Consider the following 2,107-nt stretch of genomic DNA (forward strand, 5'->3'; position numbering starts at 1 on the left):
GAACCCCTGTTACCGCCGTGAAAGGGCGGTGTCCTAGGCCTCTAGACGATGGGGACGCAGAAATTGATTTGCAAATAGTTATTTGCTATTTCTGCGTTAGATGAGACCGAGCCTGTGAGGCAATGGCCTTATTCTTAATTGCAGAATTAAATCTGTGTCACTAGGACTGGCTATTTTAACTCGCACCATATGAGTTAGTATAATCTAGAAACCACTCGAAGATTTTTAGATAACATGACTTTACCTGAGTAAAGTGGCGTCCCCAAGGGGATTCGAACCCCTGTTACCGCCGTGAAAGGGCGGTGTCCTAGGCCTCTAGACGATGGGGACACATAAAACGTGTACTCTAGGACAATGCACTGAATGATTTGGTGGAGCTATGCGGGATCGAACCGCAGACCTCTTCGCTGCCAGCGAAGCGCTCTCCCAGCTGAGCTATAGCCCCAAACCAGTAACAAACTTAGCAAAGTAACTTGCGAGCCTGTATCGCTGAGTGCGGGCCGCATTCTATGCAGGCACACAAACAAAGTCAACAGTTTTCAGTTAACTTTTTATCAAGCGCTCTAAAAACCACCAAGCTGTTGCTAATATAACCACATCAAAATCGAACTTCAATTAAAACTCTTGTTTTTGCTCAAAAAAGTACCAAATTAATTCATCGAAGATTTATCAAGCATGCCTTTTATCAAAGACAAAATATAATCCCCTTTCCCTATTACTTTTTTCACCTCACCTACTCACAGTACCAGCTTAATCTAAACGGGGATTCCACAATATATACCAATTGACAGGTTTTTTGCATGACATATCTGGTTTCACTAATAACGATGTAAACTCAGTAAATCAATCACAGCTCTTCTGGACTTTCATTCTATATAAAACTTTAAGAGCAAAGATTATTACCGTTTCTTACGCTTACATATTGAGTGCACAGTTAAATAAGGTGAATATATAGCTGCTACAGAGCCCTCTCCCGCTTTTTAAGATGATATTAATTTAAGCTCTATTCACACCAATCGCTTTCAGAGCACTAGGGGCTGTTGATCTTTGCTGTTCTATTTTTTTGAGCGTGCTTTTATCACGGCGCTTAATGGTGGCCTAGTAATCTAAGCGAATCAAAGAGAAAAAGGCGTTCAAAAGGACCGGTAGGAAGCGATTTATTGGCTTGTCTACTATGTTATCGGCTGACTCACATGGAATAACTATGCCACGCAGCCTCTGCCTTGTATAAAAGCCAGTCAAACTGCTGCAAGAATGAACCTGAAGGATCAACAGCCCCTAAACTTAACACCCTTTCTATGACAGTGGTTTATTATGAATAAAGATCAGAAGAAGTAACCATACACACATCCATTTTGCTTCAAATCCTTATCACCACGCCTCTTTTCAACTCCTTCAGTAACTAAGTTGCTTCCCCCCTCATTAAATAACAAAATAATTTCGCTGTAGGTAATAAATGTAGCACTTTCACTTATTGGCGATAAAAACCGCATATAAACTAATTTTGTAACTTCAAGTATTGACACTATTTCAAGTCTCCCTATAATAGCGCCCCACAACGACGCGGCAAACGTTGTTGATTTAGATATGGGTCGTTAGCTCAGTTGGGAGAGCATCGCCCTTACAAGGCGAGGGTCACTGGTTCAAGTCCAGTACGACCCACCATTATCTAAATATTTTATTTGGGTCGTTAGCTCAGTTGGGAGAGCATCGCCCTTACAAGGCGAGGGTCACTGGTTCAAGTCCAGTACGACCCACCAAATAAAATAAATATCTGGGTGATTAGCTCAGTTGGGAGAGCATCGCCCTTACAAGGCGAGGGTCACTGGTTCAAGTCCAGTATCACCCACCATCTTTTTGTGGATACCAGATTATTTGTCATTCTAAAATGGGTCGTTAGCTCAGTTGGGAGAGCATCGCCCTTACAAGGCGAGGGTCACTGGTTCAAGTCCAGTACGACCCACCATTTTAGAAAATTTGCGGGTCGTTAGCTCAGTTGGGAGAGCATCGCCCTTACAAGGCGAGGGTCACTGGTTCAAGTCCAGTACGACCCACCATTTCATGGTGAAAGCAAAGCATTGATTATTTGGGTGATTAGCTCAGTTGG

General features: G+C 42.7%; 7 tRNA genes. 5 read left to right on the forward strand and 2 right to left on the reverse strand.

The features are described 5' to 3' along the window. Positions 1–254: 254 nt before the first annotated feature. Both CWC18_RS18510 and CWC18_RS18515 read right to left on the reverse strand, forming a co-directional pair. A tRNA-Glu gene (locus CWC18_RS18510) sits at positions 255–330 on the reverse strand. A 39-nt stretch (positions 331–369) separates the two neighbouring features. Beyond that, positions 370–445 (reverse strand) — tRNA-Ala (locus CWC18_RS18515). A 1,144-nt stretch (positions 446–1,589) separates the two neighbouring features. Between CWC18_RS18515 and CWC18_RS18520 the strand changes: the two genes are divergently transcribed. The 5 genes from CWC18_RS18520 to CWC18_RS18540 all read left to right on the forward strand — a co-directional run bounded on the left by CWC18_RS18520 (position 1,590) and on the right by CWC18_RS18540 (position 2,057). Continuing rightward, a tRNA-Val gene (locus CWC18_RS18520) sits at positions 1,590–1,665 on the forward strand. A gap of 19 nt (positions 1,666–1,684) precedes the next feature. Then, positions 1,685–1,760 (forward strand) — tRNA-Val (locus CWC18_RS18525). Between the two features lie 16 nt (positions 1,761–1,776). Then, a tRNA-Val gene (locus tag CWC18_RS18530) sits at positions 1,777–1,852 on the forward strand. A gap of 38 nt (positions 1,853–1,890) precedes the next feature. Then, positions 1,891–1,966, forward strand: a tRNA-Val gene (locus CWC18_RS18535). Between the two features lie 15 nt (positions 1,967–1,981). Further along, positions 1,982–2,057: transfer RNA gene (locus tag CWC18_RS18540), tRNA-Val, on the forward strand. Positions 2,058–2,107 lie beyond the last annotated feature (50 nt).

Origin of the sequence: Pseudoalteromonas aurantia, assembly GCF_005886875.1 — a bacterium.
In the GTDB taxonomy this organism is placed as follows: domain Bacteria; phylum Pseudomonadota; class Gammaproteobacteria; order Enterobacterales; family Alteromonadaceae; genus Pseudoalteromonas; species Pseudoalteromonas aurantia_A.